The sequence below is a fragment of the Streptomyces sp. MCA2 genome, from assembly GCF_023544705.1.
Taxonomy (GTDB): domain Bacteria; phylum Actinomycetota; class Actinomycetes; order Streptomycetales; family Streptomycetaceae; genus Streptomyces; species Streptomyces decoyicus.
Genome location: NZ_JAMJFM010000025.1, coordinates 30,688 through 44,079 on the forward strand (window position 1 = coordinate 30,688; position 13,392 = coordinate 44,079).

The following is a 13,392-nucleotide window of genomic DNA, read 5'->3' on the forward strand; positions in this document are numbered from 1 at the left end:
TCCTCATGGCACCGTCTGGACGGCGGTCCCGGTCGAGCTAGCGAATCCGACATCGCCGTTGTAGTTGGCGGTGACGGAGTGGGTGCCCTTGGGCAGCGGATTGAACGTCGCGGTGGCCGTGCCATTGGTGAGAGCCACGGTTTGCGGAGTACGCCCGGTGATGGCCAGGGTGACGGTTCCGGTGGGCGTGCCCGCACCGGGGGCAACGGGCGCCACGGTCGCGGTGACGGTCACCCGGTCACCCGTGGTCGAGGGATTCGGCGTGGAGATCACGGCGGTGGCGGTGGCCGCCCGGTTGACGGTCTGGGTGTCGGTGCCGGTGGAGGCCGTGAAGCTGGTGTCCCCGCTGTAGGCGGCCGTGAGGGTGAACGGGCTGCCCGTGGTCGTGGTGTAGGTGTGGGTGACGGTGGCGGTGCCGCCGGACAGGGCTGCCGTGACGGGGCTCGTGCCGTCGCCGAAGACAAAGGAGACCGTCCCGCTCGGCGCCCCGGCCCCGGAGGCGACGGTCGCCTTGACGGTCACCGTCTGCCCGACCACCGAGGGGTCGGGAGTGGAGGTCACCGTGGTGGTGGTCATGCTCTTGTTGACGGTCTGGGTGTCGGTGCCGCTGGAGGTGGTGAACCGGGTGTCCCCGTTGTAGGTGGCGGTGAGGGGGAAGGGGCTGCCGGTTCGGGTCGGGTAGGTGTGGGTGACGGTGGCGGTGCCGCCCGAGAGGGGGGCGCTGGTGGAGTTCGTGCCGTCACCGAAGTTGAAGGTGACGGTGCCGGTCGGGGTGCCTGCTCCTGGCGCGAGTGCGGCGACCGTGGCGGTGAGGGTGACCGATTGGCCGGCCGCTGACGGGTCGGGTGCGGAGGCCAAGGTTGTGGTGGTGGCGGCTTTGTTGACGGTCTGGGTGTCGGTGCCGCTGGAGGCGGTGAAGTGGGCGTCTCCGTTGTAGGCGGCGGTGACGGTGTACGGGCTGCCGGAAGTCCCACTGAAGACGTGCGTGGTGGTGGCGGTGCCGCCGGAGAGGGTGGCGGTGGTGGAGGTGGTGCCGTCGCCGAAGCTGAAGGTGAGGGTGCCGGTCGGGGTGCCGGCTCCCGGTGCGAGTGCGGTGACCGTGGCGGTGAGGGTGACGGGTTGGCCGGCTACGGACGGGTCGGGGGAGGACGCTACTGCGGTGGTGGTGGCGGCTTTGTTGACGGTCTGGGTGTCGGTGCCGCTGGAGGCGCTGAAGTCGGCGTCTCCGCTGTAGGTGGCGGTGAGGGGGAAGGGGCTGCCGGTTCGGGTCGGGTAGGTGTGGGTGACGGTGGCGGTGCCGCCGGAGAGGGTGGCGGTGGTGGAGTTCGTGCCGTCACCGAAGCTGAAGGTGACGGTGCCGGTCGGGGTGCCTGCTCCCGGTGCGAGTGCGGCGACCGTGGCGGTGAGGGTGACCGATTGGCCGGCTACGGATGGGTCGGGGGAGGACGCTACTGCGGTGGTGGTGGCCGCCCGGTTGACGGTCTGGGTGTCGGTGCCGCTGGAGGCGCTGAAGTCGGCGTCCCCGTTGTAGGTGCCCGTGATGGTGTACGGACTGCTGCCGGAGGCGCCGGTATAGGCGTGAGTGACCGTGGCCGGACCACCGCTGACGGGAGTGGTGACGGAGGGGCTGCCGTCGCCGAAGTCGAAGGTGACGGTGCCGGTCGGGGTGCCGGCTCCTGGGGCGACGGAGGCGACCGTGGCGGTGAGCGTCACGGGCCGGCCGACGACTGCGGGGTCCGGGGAGGAGGCAACTGCCGTGGTCGTGGCGGCCTTGCTGACGGACTGCGTATCCGTACTGCTGGAGGAGGTGTAGTTCGCGTCCCCGTTGTAGGTGCCCGTGAGGGTGTACGGGCTGCCGGAGGTGCCGGTGTAGGTGTGGGTGACGACGGCCAGTCCGCTGACCGGAGTGGTGACGGAGGGGCTGCCGTCGCCGAAGTCGAAGGTGACGGTGCCGGTCGGGGTACCGGCTCCTGGGGCGACGGAGGCGACGGTGGCGCTGACGGTCACGGGCTGGCCGACGACTGCGGGATCGGGGGAGGAGAAAACTGCCGTGGTGGTGGCCGCCCTGTTGACGGTGTGGGTGTCGCTGCCGCTGGAGGACACGAAGCCGGCGTCCCCGTCGTAGTTCGCGGTCACCGTGTAGGGGCCGTCGGTGCTGGTGTACGTATGGGTGGTTCTGGCCGTGCCGCCGGAGAGCGTCGTCGACACGGTCGGCGTGCCGTCACCGAAGTCGAAGGTGACCGTGCCGGTCGGCACACCGGCTCCTGACCCGGCCGACGCCACGGTCGCGGTGAGGGTCACCGGTTGGCCGACCACCGACGGGTCCGGCGCGGAGGTCACCGTCGTGAGTGTCGATGCCGGCGCGACCGTCTGGGTGTCCGTGCCCGAGGAGGAGCTGAAGTTGGAATCGCCGTTGTAGTTCGCCGTGACGGTGTACGGGCTTCCCGACGCGCTCGTGTAGGTGTGGGTGACGGTCGTCGCGCCGCCGGAGAGCGGTGCCGTGATGGTGGTGCCGTCCCCGAAGTCGAAGGCGACGGTGCCGGTGGGTACACCGGCGCCGGGCGGGGTCGGTGCCACGGTCGCGGTGAAGGTCACCGGCTGCCCCGACACCGTGGGATCCGGCGACGATTCCACCGTGGTCACCGTGGTGGCGGCACTCGCCGACACCGTGTGGACGTCGGTGACGGCAGCGGGGGAGAAGTCGGCGTCCCCGCCGTAGGCCGCGGTGACCGTGTACGGGCTGCCGGATGTACCCGCGTAGGCGTGGGCGACGGATGCCACCCCGTCGGAGACCGGAGCCGTGACCGGCGCGCTGTCGTCGCCGAAGTCGAAGGTGACGGTGCCGGTCGGGGTGCCCACGCCCGGCGGTACGGCGGAGACCCGGGCGGTGAAGGTGACCTCCTGTCCGGCCACGGACGGGTTCGGCGAGGAAACCAGGGTCATCTCGGAGGACACCTGGCCGACGGTTTGGGTGGTGGTGGCGGTGGAGGGGGTGAAGTCGGTGTCGCCGCTGTAGTCGGCGGTGATCGTGTAGGGGGTGGCTGAGGTGTGGGTCCAGGTGTGGGTGAGGGTGGCGGTGCCTGCGGTGAGGGTGGCGGTGGCGGGGGTGGTGCCGTCGTCGAAGGTGAAGGTGACGGTTCCGGTGGGGGTGCCGTTTCCTGGTGGGACGGGGGCGATGGTTGCGGTGAGGGTGACGGGTTGGCCTGGGACCGAGGGGTTGGGTGAGGTGGTGACGGTGGTGGTGGTTGTGGCGGGGGTGACGGTCTGGGTTCCGGTTCCCGTGGAGGCGGTGAATCCCCCGTCTCCGCTGTAGGCGGCCGTGATGGCGTACGGACTCCCCGACGTACCGGCCCAGACATGGGTGATGCCGGCCACGCCGTCCGTCACGGGTGCGGTGACGGCGGGGGTGCCGTCGCCGAAGTCGAAGATGACCGTGCCGGTCGGTGTGCCGTCTCCCGGTGCGACCGCCGAGACGGTCGCGGTGACGGTCACCGGTTCCCCGGCCACCGAGGGATCGGGCGACGAGCTGAGCACCGTGGTCGACAACGCAGGCCGCACGGTGTGTGTTTCGCTGCCCACGGAGGCGAGCGAATCGTCATCGCCGCTGTAGGCCGCGGTGACCGTGTAGGGACTGCCCGTCGTACTCGTATAGACGTGCACGGTCGTCGCCACACCCTCCGCGACCGAGGCGACGACAGGAGCGGTGCCGTCGCCGAAGTCGTACGTCACCGTCCCCGTCGGCGATCCGTCCCCCGGTGCGTCCGGCGTCACCCTCGCGAGGAACGTCACCTGCTGGCCCGTCACCGACGGCTCCGGCAGCCCGCTGACGGTCGTGGTGGTGGTGTTCGGGATGACGGTTTGGGTGGTGGTGCCGGTGGAGGGGGTGAAGTCGGTGTCGCCGTTGTAGTCGGCGGTGATCGTGTAGGGGGTGGCTGAGGTGTTGGTCCAGGTGTGGGTGAGGGTGGCGGTGCCTGCGGTGAGGGTGGCGGTGGCGGGGGTGGTGCCGTCGTCGAAGGTGAAGGTGACGGTTCCGGTGGGGGTGCCGTTTCCTGGTGGGACGGGGGCGATGGTTGCGGTGAGGGTGACGGGTTGGCCTGGGACCGAGGGGTTGGGTGAGGTGGTGACGGTGGTGGTGGTTGTGGCGGGGGTGACGGTCTGGGTTCCGGTTCCCGTGGAGGCGGTGAATCCCCCGTCTCCGCTGTAGTCGGCCGTGACGGCGTACGGACTCCCCGACGTACCGGCCCAGGTGTGAGTGGCCGTTGCCACGCCGGCCGTGACCGGAACCGTGGCGGGCGCCGTACCGTCACCGAAGTGGAAGGTGACCGTGCCCGTCGGTGTGCCGTCTCCCGGTGCGACCGCCGAGACGGTCGCGGTGACGGTCACCGGCCGGCCCGCCACCGAAGGGTCGGGCGACGAGGTGACCTCGGTCGCGGACCGCGCCCGACGGACGGCTTGCGTGGCGGTACCACCGGAAGCGGTGAAGTCACTGTCGCCGCTGTAGGTGGCGGTGGCGGTGTATGGGCCGCTGGAGGGGGCGGTGTAGGCGTGCTCCACTGTCGCCACACCTGCGAGGACCGGCGCCCCGACCGGCTCCGTGCCGTCGCCGAAGTCGAAGGTCACCGTTCCGGTCGGTGAGCCGCCGCCAGGCTCCGCCGCCGCCACGGTCGCGGTGAACGTGACGGGTTGGCCGACGACGGACGGGTCCGGCGCCGAGGCCACCGTGGTGGTCGTCGCATCCTGGAGGACCGACTGGGTCCCCGTGGCCACCGAGGAAGTGAAGTCGTCGCTTCCGTTGTACAGGGCGGTGATGGTGTAGGGGCTGCCGGGACTCGCGGTGTAGGCGTGGGTGAGCACGACGGTTCCACCGGCCAGGGGCGCCGTGGTGGGAGCGGTGCCGTCGCCGAAGTCGAAGGTGACCGTACCGGACGGCACACCGGCTCCGGGCGGCGCCGGTGCGACCGTCGCCGTGACGGTCACCGGCTGGCCCACCACCGACGGGTCCGGACCGGAGGCCACCGTGACGGCCGTTGCGGACTGGAGCACGGTCTGCGAGGTGGCGCCCGCGGAAGGACTGAAGTCGGCGTCGCCGCTGTACGTGGCCGTAAGGGCGTAGGGGCCGCTGCCCGTGGCGGTGTACGCGTGCGTGACCGTCGCCAGACCGGCCACGGCGATGGTGGTCACGGCCGGGGTGCCGTCGCCGAAGTCGAAGGTGACCGTGCCCGTCGGAGCACCCGTCGCCGGGGAAACGGCCGCGACGGTCGCGGTGACGGTCACCGGTTGGCCGGCCACCGACGGGTCCGGCGACGAGAAGAGGGTGGTGGACGTGACCGCCGGATGCACGGTCTGGGTGTCGGTTCCCGCGGAACCGGTGAAGCTCGCGTCACCGTCGTAGGTGGCGGTGACGGCGTACGGGCTGTCGGAGGTGCCGGTGTAGGCGTGGACGGTGGTCGCCGTCCCGTCCACGACGGGTGCCCGGAGTGCCTCGGTCCCGTCGCCGAAGTCGAAGACGACCGAACCGGTCGGCGTTCCGGCGCCCGCCTCCGCCGACGTGACGGTGGCGAGGAAGGTGACCGGCTCGCCGGTCATGGCGGGGTCCGGAGCGGAGCTCACCGTGGTCGACGAAGAGGCCTGGGAGACCGTCTGGGTGTCGATGCCGGACGAACCCGCGAAGTCGGCGTCACCGCTGTAGGCCGCGGTGATCGAGTAGGGGCTTGCGGCGGCCGTATAGGTATGGCCGGCGGCCGCCGTGCCGCCCGCGAGCGGGACAGTGACGGCCGGGGTGCCGTCGCCGAACTCGAAGGTCACGGTTCCGGTCGGTGTGCCCGATGCCGGCGGGACGGCCGCGACGGTCGCGGTGAAGGCCACCGACCCGCCGGCGACGGACGGGTCCGGTGCGGAGCTCACCGACGTCGACGTGGTCGACACGCTCATCTCCACGCGTTGGACGGCCGCCCCCGTGGAGCCGGCGAAGTCCCCGTCACCGCCGTATGTCGCCGCCACGCTGTAGGGGCTGCCCACCGTGCTGGTGTAGGTGTGGGTCACCGTCGCGATGCCGTGGGAGACCGGCGCCGTGGCGGGCGCTGTGCCGTCGCCGAAGTCGAAGGTGACCGTGCCCGTCGGGGCACCGGCACCCGGCGGAACGGGGGCCACCCTCGCCCGCAACGTCACGCTCTGGCCCACCGCCGAGGGATCCGCCGACGAGGTCACCGCGGTGGTGGTGGCGGCCGGCGCGACGGTATGGGAAATGGTGTCCGCCGACGCGGCGAAGTCGGCGTCCCCGCCGTATGCGGCCGAGATGGTGTACGGGCTGCCGGCCGCGCTGGTGTACGGGTGGGTGACCGTGACCGCGCCCGCCACGAGCTGGGCGGTGAGGACCGGGGTGCCGTCGCCGAAGTCGAACGTCACCGGACCGGTCGGGAGCCCGGAGCCGGGTGCGGCGGGTGTCACGGTGACGGTCACCGACTCTCCCGTCACGGACGGGTCGGGTGAGGCGGTGACCGTGGTGGTGGTCGCTGCCTGCTCGACGCTGTGGAGGTCCGTGCCGGTGGAGTCGAGGAAGTTGAGGTCTCCGCTGTAGGCGACGGCGACCGTGTACGGACTGCTCGACGCACTGGTGTAGGCGTGGGTGGTGTCCGCGGTGCCGTTGGCGAGCGGTGCGGTGACCGGTGGGGTGTCGTCGCCGAAGTCGAAGGTGACCGTCCCCGTCGGTGTGCCCGCGGCGGGCGGCAGTGCCTCGACGGTCGCGGTGAACGTGACCACCTGGCCGGTCACCGAGAGGGACGGTACGGCGCGCACCGCCGTCGCCGACACGGCCCTGGCGACCTCCTGGCTGTCCGTCCCCGTGGAGGGAGCGAAGTTGTCGTCGCCGCTGTAGTGGGCGGCGACCGTGTACGGGCTGTCCGTCACCTCGGGATTGGTGTGCGTGACCGTCGCCGTGCCGCCCGCCACCGGTGCCGTCACGGGCGGGGTGTCGTCGCTGAACTCGAAGGTGACCGTACCCGTCGGCGCACCGGCCGCCGGAGCCTCGGGGGTGATCTTCGCGACGAACGTCGTGGACTGTCCCACCGTGGCGGGGTCGGGTGCGGAGGCCAGTTCGGTGGTGGTGTCGGCTTGTTGGACGGTGTGGGTGGTGGTGTCGAGGGAGGTGGTGAAGTTGGTGTCGCCGTTGTAGGTGGCGGTGAGGGTGTAGGGGCTGTCGGCGGTGTCGGTGTAGGTGTGGGTGGTGTCTGCGGTGGCGTTGGTGAGTGGTGTGGTGACGGGTGGGGTGCCGTCGCCGAAGTCGAAGGTGACGGTGCCGGTGGGTGTGCCCGCTCCGGGCGGGACGGCGGTGACCGTCGCCGTGCAGGTCACCGGCTGTCCCACCGTCGAAGTGCCGGGCACGGAGGCCACGTTGGTCGCCGACGCGGCCTGGGCCACCGTCTGACTTCCTGTCCCCGTGGAGGGCGTGAGGTTCCCGTCGCCGTTGTAGGTGGCGGTGACGGTGTAAGGGCTGGCCGAGGTGTCGGTGTAGGTGTGGGCAGTGGTTGCGGCGCCGTTGGTGAGTGGTGTGGTGACGGCGGGGGTGCCGTCGCCGAAGTCGAAGGTGACGGTGCCCGTCGGTGTGCCCGCTCCGGGCGGGACGGCGGTGATCGTCGCGGTGACGGTCACCGGCCGGCCGGCCACGGAGACACCCGGCGCGAGGTCCACCGCGGTGGTCGTCCCCGCCTGCTGGACGCTCTGGCTGTCCGTCCCCGTGGAGGGAGTGAAGTTGTCGTCACCGTTGTAGGTGGCGGTGACCGGGTACGGGCTCTCGGCGGCATTCGCATAGGCGTGGGTCACGGTCGCGGCTCCGCCCGACACCGGCCGGGTGACCTGTGGGGTGCCGTCGCCGAAGTTGAAGGTCACCGTTCCGCTCGGCGCACCGGCTCCCGGCGGGGCGGGGGCCACCCGCGCGACAAGGGTGACCGGCTGCCCGGCCAGGGACGGGTCGGGTGCGGAGACCACCGTGGTGGTGGTCGGGGCCTGTTGCACGACCTGGGGATCCGTCCCCGTGGACGGCAGGAACAAGTGGTCACCGCTGTAGGCGGCGGTGACGGAATAGGGGATCTCCGACGGTCCCGTGTAGGCATGACCGGCCGTGGCCGTGCCGTTCGTCACGGGGACGGTCACACCGGCAGTTCCGTCACCGAAGTCGAAGGTGACGGTGCCGGACGGGGGGCCGGACGTGGGCGGGATCCCCGTCACGGCGGCGGTGAAGGTCACCGGCTGGCCGACGACGGCCGGATCCGGTGCGGAGGTGACGGTGGTCTCCGAAGCCGCCTTGTAGCCGAAGGCGTTGAGCACCGTCACCATGCCCCCGGGGGTGGTGACGGTGATATCGGCAGGCCCTGGAGCACCCGGGGGTGTCACCGCGACGATCAGGGTGTCGGAGTATGCGCGGAAGGATGCCGCAGGGATGCCGCCGATGGTCACGCCGGTGGCGCGGGCGAGGCCGGTTCCGGTCAGAACGATGGTGCTGCCGCCGGTGACCGGCCCCGTGGACGGGCTGACACGGCTGACGGACGGCGCGGCGATGTAGGTGTAGAGCAGCCGGTTGCTCACTCCGCCGATGGTCGTCACATCGACCGGGACGGTGCCGGGCCCCGAGGCCGGGGGAGCGGTCACGAGGATCTGCCGGTCGGAGACCACCGTGGGGAAGGTGACGGCAGCACCGAAGTGCACCACCAGCGCGGTGCTCAGATTGACGCCGCTGAGCGCGACGGTATTGCCACCGCCGACCGGCCCCGCCGCGGGCACGATGCCCGACAGGCCGGGCCAGGAAAGGTAATAGAAGTAGCCGATGTGCGCGCTTCCGCCGGAGGTGGTGACCGAGACCGGGACCACCCCGCTGCCCGGGGGACTCACCGTGACGATGGTCTCGTCGTCGAGGACGGTGAAGCTCGGCGCCGGACGGGCACCGAAGCGCACCGCCGTGGCACCGGTGAAGTGGCGCCCGATGAGGGTCACCAGGGTGCCGCCGCTGTAGGACCCCTGGTCCGGGAAGACACCGGAGAACGGGTTGACGCCGGAGAACGGGTTGCGGAATCCGAACGCGCCGGGGAGGGCGCCGCTGCCGATCGCTGCCGGTGCGAGGGCGCCGTCGGCCGGGGTGCAGAGCGCCCGGCAGTCGGCGGGACCCTGCGCCGTGAGCGCGACCGGAGCGCCGAGTGTGCGGACCGTCCCGGGGGACTCCGGGTCGATGACGGCGACACAGTTCCCGCCGCGATCGGTGACGACGATGAGCCCGTGCGGCCGGCATGGCGTCAGCATCAGTGTCACCGCCGACGCGGTTCCCCCGGCGATCGCTGCGGCGGCAGCCGCTCCGCCGTGCAACACCGGGAGCGGGACGGAGGGGCCTGCCGGGGCCAGGACCAGCCCCGTGGCCACACATCGGAGACAGGTGGTGTCCACGGGGCGAACAGGACGGACAGCATGCATGACGGCTCCAGACCAGCTCGTGGGCCCGCCGTACCATTCGGCGCCGCAGGCGTGCCGACATGGCCGGTCCCTGGCATGTCCTCAACGGAGGAGCGCTCGACCGCACCGTCATCACACTGATGCTCCGAACCAGGCAAGGCGCCTTCTGCTCCCCCGGAGAGGATGGGCGGCCCACCGGAATCGGACGAACTCAGTAACCCACCCGGCGAGTTGGGGGGCAACACTCCCGGCGCGGGGTCACCCGATCGGCCGCACGAGGCCCGGGGGTGGAACGGCCTGGCGCCGGCTCATCGGTGTTGTGAGTCCGGACCGTTGCGAGCTCTGCCATCCGAGTGACGAACCGTCAAGGGCGTTGCAGGCGTGCTCACTCCGGTGGGTTACTGATGGCCATCCAATCCGGTGAGCCGCCCACCCTCTCGGAGGAGAGCAACTGGCCTACCTTGCTGTGATTCCACTTGAGAGTAGGCGGCGGTGCAGCCCTGGCGCCGCGGTGGTGCCCTCCCCCGCAGAGAAAGTGAAGCATCGTCCCGTGCCGCTGGTCGGCATCGTCGGTGCGGGTAGCTCACGTCACCTCTTCCTGGGGACGTCATGCGAACTCTCCGTACCTTGCGCTCCATTCCCGGTGTCTGTGCCCTGACCTTGGCGTTGACCCTGGGGATGGTCGCGGTCCCGAACACGGCGCACGCTCAGACTCCCGTGCTGTGCAGCGAAACCTCGCTGGTGAACGCGATCAATGCGGCCAACGCGGCCGGCGGGGACACCTTGGCGCTGGTGCCGTTCTGCACCTACCAACTCACCAGCGCCCACGGCAGCGGGCCCACCGGGCCGGTGGGGCTGCCGCCCATCACCACTCCGATCACCCTGCTGGGGATGGGAGTCACCATCGCCCGCGACCCGAGCGCACCGGCCTTCCGGGTGCTACAGGTCCAAGGGGCCGCGAACGTGCCGGGAACCAAAGGCGAGTTGAGCGCGGTGGGGGTCACCGTGCGCGGCGGCAGTGCGGTGTCTCCTTTCCCGGGGGGCGGCATCTCGAACCTGGGTGGCACGGTCTCCCTGCTGACCAGTGCCGTCACCGGCAACACCGCCGTTGCCGGGGGCGGCATCTACACCGACAACGGCACCGTGTCGCTGACCGCCAGCTCCGTCACCGGTAACACCGCCTCCAGCGGCGGCGGCATCTATGTCAACTCCGGGGGAGCGGTCCTGCTGGCCACCTCCGTGACCGGCAACACCCCGGACAACTGTGCTCCGTCAGGCAGCGTCACCGGCTGCACCTGACGGCCCGGCCGACGTAGCGGCCGAATGCTCCACCGGGCAAACCCAGATCTCCATCGCGGCGGTCCCAGCCGTCCGGTCTCGGTTCGTCATTCCCACTCACACACCGCAATGAAGGAGCAACACCATGCCTATCTCCCCCAACCAGGGATCGACCGGAGGCGGGACCACCGTCACCATCACCGGTACCAGCCTCGGCGGCGCCACCGCCGTGCGCTTCGGCACCAAGACAGCCACCATCACGGCCAACACCCCCACATCGGTGACGGTCACCAGCCCGTCCGGCACCGGTACGGTCCCCGTGACCGTGACCACCCCCGGCGGCACCAGCAATCCGCTGTCGTTCTTCTACGTCGGTGCACCGTTCAAATCCAGCCTCAGCCCCGTCACCGGGGTCACCGCGGGCGGCAATACCGTCACCATCAACGGCACCGGTCTGACCACCGCCACCGCGGTGCACTTCGGTGCCGCGACGGCGACCCCGACCGTGGTCAACGACGGCCAGCTGACCGTCGCCGTACCGGCGGGTGCGGCGGCCGGGCCGGTGGGCGTCAGTGTCACCACCGCGGGCGGGACCAACAACGGTCTGTCCTACACCTACGTCGACGTGCCCACCATCGGCACGCTGAACCCCAACTCGGGTCCGGCGTCCGGCGGAACCGTGGTGACGATCACCGGCACCAACTTCAGCACCACCCAGTCGGTCGTCTTCGGAGCCACGCCCGCACCGTTCTCCGTCATCAACGACACCACGCTCTCCGTCGTCACTCCGCCCACGCTGGACGGCTCTCCCGGTCCCGCCGATGTCACCGTGACCACCAGCGGTGGCAGCGACACCGAGGTCGCCGGCTTCACCTACGTGGCCGGTCCGGGCATCTGACCGACACCCCGAACCGCTGACGTCCTGGCCCCGCCGCCAGGCGCGCACAGCCTGTCCGGACAGGGCGCACCCTTGCCCTGTCCGGGCCTACGTCATCCCCCGACGAGCCTCGGCCCGGCGCTTCTCCTCTGCGGCCGGCCGGGGCTCACGCCCACGAAGGATCATGGCCGTGAATCGCTCAGCACATTCGCCCGAAACTTCCGCTGCGCAGCCGCTGGCCGCAGCCACACCCGCAGTCCTCTCCGTCTCCCCCGCCTCGGGTTCCACCGTGGGGGGCAGTCCCGTGACGGTGACCGGCACCGGCTTCACCGGCGCCACCGCCGTGCGCTTCGGCCCCACACCGTCCTCGTTCACCGTCGACTCCGACACACAGATCACCGCCCTCACTCCGGCCGGTACCGGGACCGTGCAGGTCACCGTCACCACCCCCAGCGGCACCAGCAATCAGTTCGTCACCTACGCCTACGTCACCACATCCGCGCCGGTTCTGTCGTCGGTGGTTCCTGCTTCGGGTCCGGCGGTTGGTGGGACGTCGGTGACGTTGTCGGGTTCGGGGTTTTCGGGTGCGACGGTGGTGCGGTTCGGTGGTGTGTCGGCGTCGTTTGTGGTGAATTCGGGGACGCAGATCACGGCGACGGCGCCTGCGGGTTCTGGCACGGTGCAGGTCACGGTGACGGGGCCTGGGGGGACGAGCAATGGTGTGCCGTTCACGTATACGTCGGTTTCCGCGCCGGTCCTGACCTCGGTGGTTCCTGCCTCGGGTCCGGAGGCCGGGGGCACCACGGTCACCCTCACCGGCACGGGCCTGGCCACCGCCACCGCCGTGCGCTTCGGTGCCACGCCGGCAGCCTCCTTCACCATCGTCTCCGACACTCACACCACCGCCGTCGCCCCGGCCGGCACCGGCACCGTGCCGGTCACCGTCACGACCCCGGGCGGCACCAGCAACGGGATCTCGTACACCTACGCCGGGGCACCCGTCCTGAGCAGTGTCGTCCCCAACCAGGGCCCCATCTCGGGCGGGAACACCGTCACCCTCACCGGCGTCAACCTCACCGGAGCCACCGCGGTCACCTTCGGCACCACCCCGGCCACTTCCTTCACGGTCGTCTCCCCGACGCAGATCACCGCCGTGGTCCCCGTGGGCCCCGCCGGTCCGGTCACCCTCACGGTCACCACCCCGGGCGGCACCAGCTCTCTCCAGAGCGCCTACTTCTACGTCAACACCCCGATCCTCACCGCCGTCGCCCCACCCTCGGGCCCGCTGTCGGGCGGGAACACCGTCACCCTGACCGGCGCCAACCTCATCGAGGCCACCGCGGTCCGCTTCGGGACCACCGCGGCCACGGCGTTCACCGTGGTATCGGACACCCGGATCACCGCCGTGGTTCCTGCGGGAGCGGCCGGTCCGGCCGACGTCACCGTCACCACTGCCGGTGGGACGAGCAACGCGGTCTCCTACGCCTATCTGCCGGCACCCGTCGTCGCGACTCTGATCCCGAATCAGGGCCCCACCTCCGGCGGTATCACCTTCACCCTCACCGGCACCCACCTCGCCCAGGCGACGGCGGTGCTCGTCGGTGGGAGCCCCGCCGGGTTCACCGTCGTCTCCGACAGTCACATCGTCGTCGACGCCCCGCCCGGAGCCCCCGGGCCGCTCGATGTCACGGTCACCACGCCCGGCGGCATCAGCTCTCCGGTGACATACAACCGGGTTGCTGCACCAGGGATCTGAGTGTGGGGCCGGCCCAGGGCGGGCGGTCCGGAGCAGGAGGGGGAGA

The 13,392-nt window shown here is 71.1% G+C and carries 4 protein-coding genes; 3 read left to right on the forward strand and 1 reads right to left on the reverse strand.

The features are described from left to right. Positions 1-3: 3 nt before the first annotated feature. Positions 4-9,288, reverse strand: coding sequence for an Ig-like domain repeat protein (locus M8I34_RS41390; protein ID WP_284050608.1), 9,285 nt, complete (start codon positions 9,286-9,288; stop codon positions 4-6). A 774-nt stretch (positions 9,289-10,062) separates the two neighbouring features. Between M8I34_RS41390 and M8I34_RS21255 the strand changes: the two genes are divergently transcribed. From M8I34_RS21255 to M8I34_RS21265, 3 genes are all read left to right on the forward strand, one after another. Then, positions 10,063-10,734, forward strand: a complete 672-nt coding sequence (locus tag M8I34_RS21255) for a hypothetical protein (RefSeq protein ID WP_250051237.1) — start codon at positions 10,063-10,065, stop codon at positions 10,732-10,734. A 124-nt stretch (positions 10,735-10,858) separates the two neighbouring features. Further along, positions 10,859-11,611 (forward strand): IPT/TIG domain-containing protein, encoded by a 753-nt coding sequence (locus tag M8I34_RS21260; RefSeq protein WP_250051239.1) that lies wholly within the window; start codon positions 10,859-10,861, stop codon positions 11,609-11,611. A gap of 163 nt (positions 11,612-11,774) precedes the next feature. Then, positions 11,775-13,346: an IPT/TIG domain-containing protein gene (locus M8I34_RS21265; RefSeq protein WP_284050609.1), complete on the forward strand. Its 1,572-nt coding sequence runs from the start codon at positions 11,775-11,777 to the stop codon at positions 13,344-13,346. Positions 13,347-13,392: the final 46 nt, after the last annotated feature.

What these genes read in the sequence shown, in the direction of transcription:
- M8I34_RS21260 (WP_250051239.1), top strand. Translation starts at nt 10,859, where the DNA reads ATGCCTATCTCCCCCAACCAGGGATCGACCGGAGGCGGGACCACCGTC.
- M8I34_RS21265 (WP_284050609.1), top strand. Translation starts at nt 11,775, where the DNA reads ATGGCCGTGAATCGCTCAGCACATTCGCCCGAAACTTCCGCTGCGCAG.
- M8I34_RS41390 (WP_284050608.1), bottom strand. Translation starts at nt 9,288, where the DNA reads ATGCTGACGCCATGCCGGCCGCACGGGCTCATCGTCGTCACCGATCGC.